10 protein-coding genes are annotated in these 12309 nt (G+C 65.4%); 9 read left to right on the plus strand and 1 reads right to left on the minus strand.

Going from position 1 to position 12309, the window contains the following annotated elements; all coding sequences use genetic code 11:
- The 8 genes from I7X43_RS05230 (at position 1) to cobA (ending at position 10207) form a co-directional block, all read left to right on the plus strand.
- Positions 1-624, plus strand: a complete 624-nt coding sequence (locus I7X43_RS05230) for an ANTAR domain-containing response regulator (RefSeq protein ID WP_198099876.1) — start codon at positions 1-3, stop codon at positions 622-624.
- Between the two features lie 257 nt (positions 625-881).
- A complete protein-coding gene (locus tag I7X43_RS05235; RefSeq protein ID WP_198099877.1) occupies positions 882-2123 on the plus strand; it encodes a CmpA/NrtA family ABC transporter substrate-binding protein in 1242 nt (413 codons plus the stop codon).
- Between the two features lie 21 nt (positions 2124-2144).
- Positions 2145-3023 (plus strand): nitrate ABC transporter permease, encoded by an 879-nt coding sequence (ntrB, locus tag I7X43_RS05240; RefSeq protein WP_198099878.1) that lies wholly within the window; start codon positions 2145-2147, stop codon positions 3021-3023.
- Positions 3010-3795, plus strand: coding sequence for an ABC transporter ATP-binding protein (locus tag I7X43_RS05245; protein ID WP_375140381.1), 786 nt, complete (start codon positions 3010-3012; stop codon positions 3793-3795). The genes ntrB and I7X43_RS05245 overlap by 14 nt, the downstream gene beginning before the upstream one ends.
- Positions 3792-6236: a nitrite reductase large subunit NirB gene (gene nirB / locus I7X43_RS05250; protein WP_198099879.1), complete on the plus strand. Its 2445-nt coding sequence runs from the start codon at positions 3792-3794 to the stop codon at positions 6234-6236. The genes I7X43_RS05245 and nirB overlap by 4 nt, the downstream gene beginning before the upstream one ends.
- Entirely contained in the window at positions 6233-6625 is a 393-nt protein-coding gene (nirD, locus tag I7X43_RS05255) for a nitrite reductase small subunit NirD (RefSeq protein WP_198099880.1), read from the plus strand. The genes nirB and nirD overlap by 4 nt, the downstream gene beginning before the upstream one ends.
- A 4-nt stretch (positions 6626-6629) precedes the next feature.
- Complete coding sequence (locus tag I7X43_RS05260; RefSeq protein ID WP_198099881.1) at positions 6630-9377, plus strand: nitrate reductase; 2748 nt, start codon at positions 6630-6632, stop codon at positions 9375-9377.
- Complete coding sequence (gene cobA / locus I7X43_RS05265; protein ID WP_198099882.1) at positions 9374-10207, plus strand: uroporphyrinogen-III C-methyltransferase; 834 nt, start codon at positions 9374-9376, stop codon at positions 10205-10207. Before I7X43_RS05260 ends, cobA begins: the two co-directional genes overlap by 4 nt.
- Here cobA and I7X43_RS05270 read toward each other — a convergent pair.
- A complete protein-coding gene (locus tag I7X43_RS05270) occupies positions 10112-11344 on the minus strand; it encodes a multifunctional CCA addition/repair protein (RefSeq protein ID WP_198099883.1) in 1233 nt (410 codons plus the stop codon). The genes cobA and I7X43_RS05270 overlap by 96 nt on opposite strands.
- A 239-nt stretch (positions 11345-11583) precedes the next feature.
- Here I7X43_RS05270 and I7X43_RS05275 point away from each other — a divergent pair, with 239 nt between their 5' ends.
- Positions 11584-12309, plus strand: a complete 726-nt coding sequence (locus I7X43_RS05275; protein WP_198099884.1) for a hypothetical protein — start codon at positions 11584-11586, stop codon at positions 12307-12309.

A 12309-nucleotide genomic window follows, 5' to 3' on the forward strand; every position in this document is an offset into this window, starting at 1 on the left:
ATGGAACCTGCAAGACCGCAGGGGGTGAACCAACCGACGTTTTCTTCTTTGCGGGTGCTCGTGGTCGACGACGGGGCCCACCGGGTGCGTTTGATTGCTGAAACGCTGATTCAGCAGGGCCACGAGGTGGTTGCGGTGCTGGACGAAGCCACGCGCATCTTCGAGGCCGTCCAGCGACAACGGCCTGACATCGTCATCGTCGATGCCGAGGCGCCCGGCCGCGACACCCTGGAGCACCTGGCGACGCTGCATGACTCCCTGCCGCGGCCGGTGCTCATGTTTTCAGAGGACGCGCGGGCCGTGACCGTTCGGGACGCCTTGAAGGCCGGGGTCAGCGCCTATGTGGTGGCGGGCTTGCGGCCGGAGCGCTTGGAGGCCGTGATGGCAGTGGCCTGCGCACGGTTTGACCAAGACCGCGCCCTGCGCGAGGAATTGCAAAGCGCCCAGCTTCAACTGGCGGCTCGCAAGCAAATTGAGCGCGCCAAGGGGCTGCTCATGCAAGAGCAAGGATTGAGCGAAGAGCAAGCCTACGCCCGTTTGCGGCGATTGGCCATGGACCGCTGTGAAACGCTGGCGCAGGTGGCGGAGCGTGTGGTGGAGGCGGCGAAGTTGCTGCGCTCTTGAACCGTGCACCTGCCCCAACCTGTGTCGCGAAATGCACCAGCTTGGAGCAAAGCGCCCTGCGAACGGCCGCAACGAGGCCCGAGGTTGGCCTTGAAACGGGTTGGCACAAGGCTTGCAATGACGAAGGAGACCTCGGCACTGTGGGCGGGGGTCTTGGGCAAAGGCGTCCAGCAACTGTTGAGGGCAATCGGCAAAAACCGAGCGCTCGTCGACGGTCTGCTGAGACGCCTTTTTTTGTTTGTTTCTGGAGACTACGCATGACCCCCACCTTTCCCCCTGCTGATCGCAGTCGTCGCCACTGGCTGGGCACCGGTGCCCTGGCCGCCGCCACCCAGGTCATGCCGCAGGCGTGGGCGCAGGGCAGCGATCGCCCGGAGAAAGAAGAAGTCCGATTGGGCTTCATCCCGCTCACGGACTGCGCGTCGGTGGTGATGGCCTCGGTGCTGGGCTTCGATCGCAAGCACGGCATCAAGTTTGTGCTCAGCAAAGAAGCCAGTTGGGCGGCCGTCCGAGACAAGCTGGTGAACGGCGATCTGGACATGGCGCATGTGCTGTATGGCTTGGTCTATGGCCTTCATCTGGGGGTCGGTGGCCCCAAGAAAGACATGGCGGTGCTGATGACTCTGAACCGCAACGGCCAGGCCATTACCCTGTCCAAGGCTTTGGCGGACAAGGGCGCGGTCGACGGGGCTTCGCTGGCCAAACTCATGGCGCGGGAGAAGCGCGAGTACACCTTTGCGCACACCTTCCCGACGGGAACCCACGCGATGTGGCTGTATCACTGGTTGGCCACCCATGGCGTGAATCCGCTTCAGGACGCCAAGGTCATCACCGTCCCGCCGCCCCAAATGGTCGCCAACATGCGGGTGGGCAACATGGATGGGTATTGCGTGGGGGAGCCTTGGAACCACCGCGCCATCTTGGATGGCATCGGTGTCACCGCAGCCACGACCCAAGACATTTGGCCGGACCATCCTGAGAAGGTTTTGGGCGCGTCACTCGACTTTGTGCGCCGGCACCCGAACACGGCGCGGGCCGCCATCCTGGCGGTGTTGGAGGCCGGGCGGTGGATTGATGCGAGCTTGAAGAACAAGCAGCAAATGGCCGAAACCATTGCGGAGAAGAGCTACGTCAACACCGCGGTGGATGCGATCAATCAGCGCATCCTGGGGCGTTATCAGAACGGGCTGGGCAAGACCTGGGACGACCCGCGTCACATGAAGTTCTTTGATGACGGCGAGGTGAACTACCCCTACCTTTCCGACGGGATGTGGTTCCTCACGCAGCACAAGCGCTGGGGCCTCCTCAAGAGCCACCCGGATTACCTGGGGGTGGCCAAGACCATCAACCAGACCGAGCTCTATACCCAAGCGGCAGCCCAACTCAAAGTCAGCGTCCCCAAGAGTGGCCTGCGCAGCAGCAAGCTCATCGACGGCACGGTGTGGGATGGCAAGGCGCCCGCCCAGTACGCGGACTCTTTCAAGATCAAAGCGGCCTGAAGCCGAGAAAGCGAGTTGGCCATGGTGGCAGCTGTGTTTCATGCGCCCGAAGCGTCGGGCGCCGTGCGGGAGGCGCGCCACGTGCCGGCCGCGACCTCGGAATCTCCACTCGAGCGCCGCCGGCCCGCGCCGCCGCGGTGGGTTTTGCGCTGGATCGCCCCCGTACTCGGGCTGGCCTTGTTGGTGGGCGTGTGGGCGCTCCTGACGCAAAAGGGCGGGGCGTTTCCCACCCCACGGGCGACGTTCGACGCTGCCCTGCACCTGTTCTCTGACCCGTTCTATCGCAAGGGCCCCAACGATGTGGGCATTGGCTGGAACATTCTCAACAGCTTGCAGCGCGTGGCCTTGGGTTTTGGTCTGGCGGCGCTGGTGGGCATTCCCCTGGGATTTGCCATCGGGCGCTTCCGCTTCCTGGCTCAGATGCTGGGGCCGCTGATCAGTTTGTTGCGTCCCGTGAGTCCGTTGGCTTGGTTGCCCATCGGCCTGTTGGTGTTCAAAAGCGCTGACCCAGCGGCGATCTGGACGCTTTTTATCTGCTCCATCTGGCCCATGATCCTCAACACGGCCCAGGGCGTGCAGCGCGTGCCGCAGGACTACCTGAATGTGGCCCGGGTGCTGAATCTTTCCGAGTGGCGCGTCATCACGCGCATCTTGTTCCCGGCGGTTCTGCCCTACTTGCTGACTGGGGTTCGTTTGTCGGTGAGCACGGCCTGGTTGGTCATCGTCGCCGCGGAAATGCTGACCGGTGGCGTCGGGATCGGGTTCTGGGTTTGGGACGAATGGAACAACCTCAATGTGCAGCACATCCTGATTGCCATCTTTGTGATCGGCTTTGTGGGGTTGCTGCTTGAACAACTGCTGATGGCGCTGGCCAAAAGGGTGTCCCATGATGAATGTTGAGAACGTGGAAATGGTCTTTTCCACCCCGCGCGGTCCCTTTCACGCGCTGCGTGACATCAACCTTCGGATTGAAGCGGGCGAGTTGGTGGCGCTGATTGGTCACAGCGGCTGTGGCAAGAGCACCTTGCTCAATCTGATGGCCGGCCTGGTTCAGCCCACCCGTGGCGTGCTGATTGGGTATGGGCGGGAGATTGCCCGGCCGGGTCCGGATCGCGCCATGGTGTTTCAGAACCACTCGCTACTGCCTTGGCTCTCTTGTTTCGACAACGTTCTGCTGGCGGTGGAGAGCGTGTTTGGTCGCCGGGAAAGCCGTTCGCAACTGAAAGCGCGGGCCCAAGCGGCGCTGGAGCTGGTGGGCATGGCTCCCGCGGCGACCAAGCGCCCTGGGGAGATCAGCGGCGGCATGAAGCAGCGCGTGGGCATTGCCCGCGCCTTGGCCATGGAGCCCAAGGTACTGCTGATGGACGAGCCCTTCGGGGCTTTGGATGCCCTGACCCGCGCCAAGCTGCAGGATGAGCTCTTGGCGATACAGGGCGCCACCGGCTGCACGGTGGTGATGGTGACGCACGACGTGGATGAAGCGGTGCTGCTGTCGGACCGCGTGGTGATGATGACCAATGGCCCCGCCGCCACGATCGGGGAGGTTCTGCGTGTGGACTTGCCGCGACCGCGCGACCGCGTGCATCTGGCTACCGATCCCACCTACATGGCGGCGCGCCGCGCGGTCTTGGACTTTCTGTACACCCGTCACAGCCATCCGGAGGCCGCATGAAAAAGCCGCATCTGGTGCTGGTGGGCAATGGCATGGCGGGCGTGCGCACGCTGGAAGAGTTGCTCAAGCTGGCGCCCGACCTGTACGACATCACCGTGTTCGGCGCGGAGCCGCACCCGAACTACAACCGCATCTTGCTCAGCCCCGTTCTGGCGGGCGAGCAGACGCTGGACGAGATCGTTCTGAACCCCGTCTCTTGGTACCAAGAGCACGGCATTCGTTTGCATCTGGGTAAAAAGGTCGCCCACATTGACCGGGTGCGCCGTCGGGTGGTCGCCGAGGATGGCACCTCGGCGGACTACGACCGCTTGCTCTTGGCCACGGGCTCGCTGCCGTTCATCCCGCCGGTGCCGGGCCATACGCTGGACGGCGTTGTGGCCTACCGGGACATCGCCGACACGCAGGCCATGATCGATGCGGCGGCCAAGTACCGCCATGCGGTGGTGATCGGCGGTGGCCTGTTGGGACTCGAAGCGGCGAATGGCTTGATGTTGCGGGGGATGCAAGTCACCGTCGTGCACCTGGGCGACTGGCTGATGGAGCGGCAACTCGACGCCACCGCCGCGCAGTTGCTGCAGCGCTCGCTCGAGGCGCGCGGGCTGCGCTTCCGTACCGGAACGCAGACCCAAGCCCTCATCGGTGACAAGTTCAACGGGTCTGGCGGGCGGGTGATGGCCGTGCAGTTCAAGGGGGGGGAAGAGATCCCCGCAGATTTGGTGGTGATGGCCGCCGGGATTCGCCCCAACACGGAACTGGCCGAGCAAGCGGGCTTGCACTGCCAACGCGGTATCGTCGTCACCGACACCCTGCAGACGGTGACCGATCCGCGCATCTATGCGCTGGGCGAGTGTGCGTCCCACCGCGGCGTGGCCTATGGCTTGGTGGCGCCGCTGTTTGAGCAAGGCAAGGTCTGCGCCACGCACTTGGCGCAGTTCGGCATCGGTCGCTACACCGGGTCCCAGACCAGCACCAAACTCAAGGTTACCGGCATCGACCTCTACAGCGCGGGCGACTTCCTGGGGGGTGAGGGCACCGAAACCATCGTCATGAGCGACCCCTTCGCCGGGGTCTATAAGAAGCTCGTGGTCAAGGGCGACAAGCTGGTGGGCGCCTGTCTGTACGGGGATACCGTGGACGGCAGCTGGTACTTCAAGCTGCTGCGCGAGGGCCGAACGATTGCAGACATTCGCGATCGCTTGATGTTCGGGGAATCCAACCTGGGCGATGCGGGGCACCAAGGGCAGAGCAAGGCCGCCACGCTTCAGGACAGCGACGAAGTCTGTGGCTGCAATGGCGTCACCAAGGGCAGCATCTGCAAGGCCATCAAGGAAAAAGGCCTTTTCACGCTGGACGAGGTGCGCAAACACACCAAGGCCAGCGCCTCGTGTGGGTCGTGCACCGGCCTCGTGGAGCAGCTCATCATGGCGACGGCGGGCGGCGACTACTCCGCCGCCCCCCGGAAAAAAGCGCTGTGCGGCTGTACGGACGCCAGTCATCAAGACGTGCGGGAGGCCATCGTCAAGGGGCACTTGCTGACGCGGGCCGAGGTGTTTCGGGCGCTGGACTGGAAAACGCCCAGCGGGTGCCCCACTTGCCGACCGGCCCTCAACTACTACCTGATCAGCACCTGGCCCAAAGAGGCCCAGGACGACCCGCAAAGCCGCGCCATCAACGAGCGCAGCCACGCCAACATCCAAAAGGATGGGACCTACAGCGTGATCCCGCGCATGTGGGGCGGCGAAACCAACAGCAGCGAGTTGCGGCGCATCGCGGACGTGGTGGACAAGTTCCAAATCCCCACCGTCAAGGTCACGGGGGGCCAGCGCATTGACTTGCTCGGTATCAAAAAGGAAGACCTGCCGGCCGTCTGGAAGGATCTGGACATGGTGAGCGGGCACGCCTACGCCAAAGCCCTGCGAACCGTCAAAACTTGCGTGGGTTCGGAGTGGTGCCGGTTTGGAACACAAGACAGCACCCAGATGGGCAAGGACTTGGAGCGCCAGTTGTGGCGCATGTACGCCCCTCACAAAGTCAAGCTGGCGGTCAGCGGGTGCCCGCGCAACTGTGCGGAGGCGGGCATCAAGGACGTGGGGGTGATCGGCGTCGACTCCGGCTGGGAGATTCACATCGCCGGCAATGGGGGCATCAAGACCGAGGTCGCGCAGTTCCTCTGCAAGGTCAAGACGGCGGACGAGGTGCTCGAGTTCAGCGGCGCCTTCTTGCAGCTGTATCGCTTGGAGGGCTGGTACCTCGAACGCACCGTGCATTACGTGAACCGCGTGGGGTTGGACTACGTGAAACGGCGCATCCTGGACGACACCGCAGGCCGCCAAGCGCTGTGGGCGCAATTGCAGTTTGCCCTGGATGGGGAGCCCGACCCTTGGGTGGAATTTGACAAAGCTCGGGTGGACTTGCGGCAATTTGAAAAGGTGGCGGTATGAGCTGGGTCACGGTTTGCGACGTTCGGGACATCCCCGTGCTGGGGGCCCGCCGTGTGGCCCGTCCCCGCGGCATGGATGTGGCCCTCTTCCGCAATGAAGCGGACGAAGTGTTTGCCCTGTTGGACCGCTGTCCGCACAGGGGTGGGCCCCTGAGTCAGGGCATCGTCTTTGGTCGGGGCGTGGCCTGCCCGCTGCACAACTGGACCATTGGACTGGACACGGGCCGGGCCCAGGCCCCCGATGAGGGCACAACGCCCGCCTTTCAAGTGCGCGTGGTCGAGGGGGCCGTGCAATTGCTGAGCGAGGAGTTGGCAACCCTGGCCCTGGACCTGCAGCCGCCCGTGGCCGGGCCTTGTGCGGCGGCCCGCATTCCCCTCGGGGTGGCCTGAGCCCATGGCCCCACCCACCCAGACCCGAAGCACGTGCCCGTACTGCGGTGTGGGCTGTGGCGTGCTCATCGAGCACGACGGCGCCCAGATCACGGGCGTGCGGGGCGACCCTGACCACCCGGCCAACTTCGGGCGGCTGTGCACCAAGGGGCAAACCTTGCACCTCACCGCAACACCGCAGGTCCGGGCGCACAGCCGCTTGCGGGTCCCTGTGTTGCAGGACCGGGGCGGCGGCCCGCCCAAGCCGGTGGGCTGGGCGGCGGCGCTGGACCGGGTGTGCGGTGAGTTGCTGCGCATTCATGGCCAGCACGGGCCGGAGGCGATTGGTTTTTATGTTTCGGGGCAGTTGTTGACGGAGGACTATTGCGCCTTCAACAAACTGGCACGGGGTGTGCTCAAAACGCCCCACATTGACTCCAACTCCCGCCTGTGCATGAGTTCGGCGGTGGTGGGCTACAAGCAAAGCCTCGGGGCCGATGCGCCGCCTTGCAGTTATGAAGATGTGGAGCAGGCCGCGTGCTTGCTGATTGCCGGCGCCAACCCGGCCTGGGCACACCCCGTTCTCTTTCGCCGCATCGAAGCGGCTCGGGCTCGCCAGCCGGGCCACCGACTGATCGTCGTCGACCCCCGCCGGACCGAAACCGCTGAGTTGGCCGACTTGCACCTGGCCCTCCAGCCGGGCACCGACGTGGCCTTGTTCCATGGCTTGCTGCACGCTTGCATTTGGCAGGGGTGGGTGGATGCAGGCTTTGTGTCCCACCACACCGAAGGATGGGCGCCACTCAAAGACCTGGTGCGCGACTGGACGCCGGCCCGTGCGGCCCAGACCTGTGGTGTGCCGGAAGCCCACATTTGGCAGGCGGCCGAGTGGTTTGCTCAGTCGCCTCGCAGCCTGAGCCTCTATTGCCAAGGGCTGAATCAAAGCGCCAGCGGCACGGCCAACAACACCGCACTCATCAACCTGCACTTGGCCACCGGCCAGATTGGCAAGCCCGGCGCGGGCCCCTTTTCGCTGACTGGGCAGCCCAATGCCATGGGGGGGCGGGAGGCCGGGGGGATGGCAACGCTGCTGCCGGGGCACCGTGACCCGGCCAACCCCGCGCACCGGGTGGACGTGGCCAAGCTGTGGGGCTTGAGCGGGTTGGAGCGGCTCCCCGGGCCGGGGCACGATGCCGTGTCGCTGTTTGAGGCTGCCGCGCGGGGCGAGATCAAGGCCCTTTGGATTGTTTGCACCAACCCGGCACAGAGCCTGCCCGATCAGGCCTTGGTTCGCCAAGCCCTGACGCGTTGCGAACTCGTCATCGTGCAGGAGGCCTTTGGCGACACCGCCACGGCCCCCTTTGCGGATGTCCTGCTGCCTGCCAGTACGTGGGGGGAGAAAGAGGGCACTGTGACCAACAGCGAGCGCCGCATCAGCCGCGTGCGGGCGGCGGTGCCGCCGCCCGGTGAGGCGCGCGCGGATTGGGCCATTGCCCGGGAGGTGGGTTTGAGGCTGGATGCGGTCCTCAACCCCCACCGCCCGTCGCTGTTTGCCCGTACGGACAGCCCCGAAGCGCTGTGGAATGAACACCGAGAAAGCACCCGCGGCCGGGACTTGGACATCACCGGCTTGAGCTACGCCCTGTTGGACGAACGGGGGCCCAAGACTTGGCCCTTCGTGCAGGGGCCACAAGCCCGGCTCTACACGGATCGGTGGTTCCCAACCCCCAGCGGGCGGGCGCGGTTTCAATGCGTACCCTTCCGACCCCTGGCCGAAAGGGCGGATGCCCAGTTCCCCCTTCAGCTCACCACCACCCGTTTGCGGGACCACTGGCATGGGCTCAGCCGCTCCGGGCGTGTGCCGCGACTCTTTGGACTGGAGGGTGCGCCGTTCGTGCGCTTGCACCCACAGGACGCCCAGCGGCGCCGGCTGGCCGAGGGCCAGTTGGTGCAACTGCGCACTCGCCATGGGGAAACGGTGCTCCCCCTGCGCTGTGACGACCGGCTGGGCTTGAGCCAAGCCGACGTGGCCATGCATTGGGGGTCTGAGGTGCTCAGCGGGTTGGGCGTCAACGGGCTGACCCAGCGGCGCCGCTGCCCCGATAGCGGGCAGCCGGCACTGAAGCAGGCTGCACTGTCCATCAGTCCGGCGAACCTGCCTTGGCGGGTGACCGCCTGTGCCTGGGTGTCGGCGGACGAGGGGCCCGCGCTGCACGCGCGCTTGCGCGCCAGCTTAGGGGGCTGGGCCTATGCCCACTGCGTGCCCGTGCCCAGCGAGACGGACGGCGAGGTGGGCTGGGCCTTTGAGGCGGCGGCCGCCACCCTGCCGGATGACGCCTGGGTGGCCCGCTTGGCCTTGGCCCTGGGCTTTGACGGGCCCGGGGGGCACCAGTACGCCGACCCCAGCCGGGGGCGTTTGCGGCGCTTGCGTCTGCGCGGCGAGGGCGCCAACTGCCAGATCGCCGCATTTCTTCGCGTGGGTGAAGGGGACGAAGCCGCCTGGCTTGAGCCCCTGTGGCGGGCACGCCAGCCCGTTGCGGGCTTGGAGCGCTGGCTGCTCAGCCCCGGTCAACCACCGCTGCACCGGCTCGACACCCCGCGCGCGCCGCAGGTCTGTCAATGCTTTGACGTTCGTGAGGACGCCATCCGCGCCTGCCTGGCGCGCACCGACGGCCGATTGAGCACGCTGCAACATGAGCTTCGGTGCGGTACCCAGTGCGGGTCATGTCTGCCCACTTTGCGTCGTCTGATCCAAGAAGGAGTCCCCGCATGAACACGCCGTCTGCCGTCCACCCGGTGGCCCTGGTGGGGGCCGGGCCCGGAGATCCCGAGTTGCTGACGGTGCGGGCGCTGCAGCGCCTGCAAGCCGCAGATGTGGTGCTGGCCGACGACTTGGTGGATGCGCGGGTGCTGGCCCTGGTGCGCGGCCGCTTGGTGCGTGTGGGCAAGCGCGGCGGGCAGCCCTCGACCGACCAGGCCTTTATCCATGGGCTCCTGGTGCGAGAAGCCCGTTCGGGCCGCCGCGTGGTACGACTCAAGGGCGGCGACCCGTTTGTGTTTGGCCGGGGCGCAGAGGAAGTGGAGGCCTTGCAAGCGGCCGGAATCCCGGTGGAAGTGGTCAGCGGCCTGACCAGTGGGTTGGCTGGCCCCACCGCCGCGGGGGTCTCGGTTACGGACCGCCGCTGCAGCCCCGGCGTGGTGCTGGTCACCGGGCACTCCGGACCCGGCTGCGAGGCCCCCAATTGGGCCGCCTTGGCCCAAAGTGGGCTTACCTTGGTCGTCTACATGGGCAAGGCGCAATGCGCGGGTTGGACAACGGCCCTGCTCGCCGGCGGCCTGGGCCCCGGCACGCCGGCCGCCGTCGTGGTGGCCGCCCACACGCCGCGTCAGCGCAGCATCAGCACCACACTGGGCGAGTTGCCCGCCACCGTGGCGGCCTTTGGTGCGGACGAGCCCACTTTGTGTGTGGTCGGTACCGCCGCGTCTCGCGCGCTGGCGCTGGTGAACTCAGCGCCCCGGGCTCAGGGCCATCGTGATGGCCTCGCGGCGCGCCAAATCGACAGCGCGTCCGAGCGTCGGGCCACTCGCGCCAGCGGCCAGTAGTGGGGCGGTCACGGCGGCTGTGTCGACCGCCAATGCCGCGTCCAGGGCCAGCAGCAGGCGTTCGGCCTGGGGGTAGGGGCGGTCCTGCAGGCCCAGCCGCCCGCGCGCGTCGGCCTCGCACACCTGCATGAGCTCAGCAAAGCGCCCTGGGCGGCGCAGCGCATCGCAGCGCTGCAGCAGGCGCTGGACGGCCTCGGCCCCAAACCCCAGGCTTTGGTGAACATGGATGTGTTCGGCGCACGCCAGTCGGGCCAACTCTTTGCAATCGGTGGGAACTTTCCAGCGTTCGCACAGCGCCGCCAGCGGTTGGAGCCCCGCCCGGTCATGGCCCATGTGCCGGGGCAACACATGGGGCGGAGTGAGGGCCTTGCCCAGGTCGTGCACCAAGGCCGCAAAGCGGACGGTGAGCGGCAAGCGGTGGGTCGCCGTGTGGGTGAGCACGAGTTCCAGGTGCGCACCCGTGTCGCCCTCGGGGTGGTGCTCCAGGGGCTGGGGCACGCCCCAGCAGGCGTCGAGCTCCGGGGCCAGGCGTTTGAGCGCCCCGCAGTCCCGAAGTACGGTGAGCATGCGCGCGGGGGCGGCCTCCATCAGCCCAGTAGCGAGCTCTTGCCACACGCGCTCGGCCACCAGGTGGTCGACTTCGCCCTCTTGCACCATGGTTTGGCACAGCGACAGGGTTTCTGGAGCCACCGAAAAATCGGTGAAACGCGCCGCAAACCGCGCCAGCCGCAGGATGCGCACCGGGTCTTCGGCAAAGGCGGGGCTGACGTGGCGCAGCACCTTGTTGTGCAAATCCGCCTGTCCACCGAACGGGTCAATGGCGCGCTCCTGCGCATCGAGGGCGATCGCATTGATGGTCAGGTCGCGTCGCGCCAGGTCTTCTTCCAACGTGACCTCGGGCGCCGCGTAGACCGCGAACCCTTTGTATCCGCGCCCGTTCTTGCGTTCGGTGCGCGCCAGCGCGTATTCCTCGTGGGTTGCGGGGTGCAAAAAGACGGGGAAGTCCTTGCCCACCGGCCGAAACCCGCGCGCCACCATCTGCTCTGGCGTGGCCCCCACGACCACCCAATCGTGATCGTTCACGGGGCGGCCGAGCAGACGGTCTCGAACGGCGCCGCCGACTTGAAAAATTTGCATCTACGCACCCAGTACTTCGAAAGGATTTGATTCCACACAAAGGAGTAGGTGGAACTTCTGCAAAGTGTGCCTTGCATTGTCGATAGCATGCAGCCCGCTCTGGGCGCCGGTTTCACCGCAGTAGTGCCCAGAACCAATGTTTCGTGGGCAGGTCACCAGTTCTAAACAGAGAGGGTTATATGAGGGTAATTGCGGGGGGGATACTTTTAGTTGCACTCGGCGCAGCAAATGCGCAGAGCTTGCCTGAGTATACGGATCCAGATTTCTATTCGGTTTGCTTGAACGAAGGCGGCAACACAGAAAGTTGCGTGCGTCAAGCAAATATGCGCTACGGAAAGCATTTCCGTGAATTGGGCCTGAATTCAGAATCACAATTCCAATTAAAGTCGCTCGTTCAATCTTGCTCCCGGAATGAGCAATGTGAATTGCGCGTTTACAAGAACGCTGCTGCAGCACTAAAGGCGCGAGTCGATGCGGCGCGCGCCGCTGCCGCCGAGCACCAGGCCAAAGTTGCTGCTGAACGTGCGGCCCTGGCAGAGCAACAGGCTAAAAGCGTATCGCAGCAGCCGGTCACCACTGTTGCTCCTGTAGCTCAAGCTTCCGAAGCTGCAAGCTCCTCCGCATCAGTACATCCAATTGGCGATGCGCCACATGCACCGTCGCCGGCAGGCGAGACTTCCAACTCCGCCGGGCCAGCGGCCGTGGCGAGCCAAGCAATAGAAGCGAACCCTGCTTCGAGTACCACCACCTCTCCTATGGTGGCGCAAGGTGTTGATGTGCAATCCGCACCTACGAGCGACAACGCCTCTGAGAGTGCTGGGGCTGAGGATGAGGCTGGCCAGCTTTCAGCGAAATTGGGACTGTGGCTGGGTAAGCTATTGATCTATGGGGGCCTTTTGGCTGGGATTGCGCTTCCGTTTTTGATGCCGCGAAGAGCCAAGCAAGTCGATGAAGTAATTTCCTGA

It is taken from the genome of Inhella gelatinilytica, assembly GCF_016093295.1.
Lineage (GTDB): Bacteria > Pseudomonadota > Gammaproteobacteria > Burkholderiales > Burkholderiaceae_C > Inhella > Inhella gelatinilytica.

Excerpts from the sequence above, each read along its gene's own strand:
- I7X43_RS05245 (WP_375140381.1), top strand. The coding sequence starts at position 3,010 with ATGATGAATGTTGAGAACGTGGAAATGGTCTTTTCCACCCCGCGCGGT.
- I7X43_RS05270 (WP_198099883.1), bottom strand. The coding sequence starts at position 11,344 with ATGCAAATTTTTCAAGTCGGCGGCGCCGTTCGAGACCGTCTGCTCGGC.
- nirB (WP_198099879.1), top strand. The coding sequence starts at position 3,792 with ATGAAAAAGCCGCATCTGGTGCTGGTGGGCAATGGCATGGCGGGCGTG.
- I7X43_RS05230 (WP_198099876.1), top strand. The coding sequence starts at position 1 with ATGGAACCTGCAAGACCGCAGGGGGTGAACCAACCGACGTTTTCTTCT.
- cobA (WP_198099882.1), top strand. The coding sequence starts at position 9,374 with ATGAACACGCCGTCTGCCGTCCACCCGGTGGCCCTGGTGGGGGCCGGG.
- nirD (WP_198099880.1), top strand. The coding sequence starts at position 6,233 with ATGAGCTGGGTCACGGTTTGCGACGTTCGGGACATCCCCGTGCTGGGG.
- ntrB (WP_198099878.1), top strand. The coding sequence starts at position 2,145 with ATGGTGGCAGCTGTGTTTCATGCGCCCGAAGCGTCGGGCGCCGTGCGG.
- I7X43_RS05235 (WP_198099877.1), top strand. The coding sequence starts at position 882 with ATGACCCCCACCTTTCCCCCTGCTGATCGCAGTCGTCGCCACTGGCTG.
- I7X43_RS05260 (WP_198099881.1), top strand. The coding sequence starts at position 6,630 with ATGGCCCCACCCACCCAGACCCGAAGCACGTGCCCGTACTGCGGTGTG.